Source organism: Sphingomonas sp. Leaf38 (assembly GCF_001421825.1).
Taxonomy (GTDB): Bacteria; Pseudomonadota; Alphaproteobacteria; order Sphingomonadales; family Sphingomonadaceae; genus Sphingomonas.
On sequence record NZ_LMLD01000003.1, the window covers coordinates 432 to 793 of the forward strand.

1 pseudogene is annotated in these 362 nt (G+C 64.1%); it reads left to right on the forward strand.

From position 1 onward, the window contains the following. Positions 1-362 (forward strand): annotated as a pseudogene (locus tag ASE88_RS19275) (hypothetical protein); the annotation flags it as partial.

Here is a 362-nt window from a genome sequence, read left to right on the forward strand (position 1 = left end):
TCGGCACCGACAATCTTCAACCGCTCGGTACGGCAGGCAAGGCGGTGCATCTGAACATGGGGCCGGTTCGCGGCAATGGTGCTGCAAGCAGCATTACCCTCTTCGACCAGGGCATCATTCAGGTCGTGCAGAGTGCCGTTACCGGTTTGCAGCCCAAGAAGCCTTACATGCTCGTGCTCACCGCCAACGCGGACGGCAGCGGTGCGGTAGAGCCGCTTGCGAACTTCATGAGCAATCCGGCAGGTGCGGCGATCGTCAACGCGTCGGGTCCGATCCGGCAGATCGTTCAAGGCAGCACCGCGGCACCCCGGCGTTTTCTGGCGGTCGCCGAGGTGGTGAACGGCGCTCCGGGCCGCATCGTG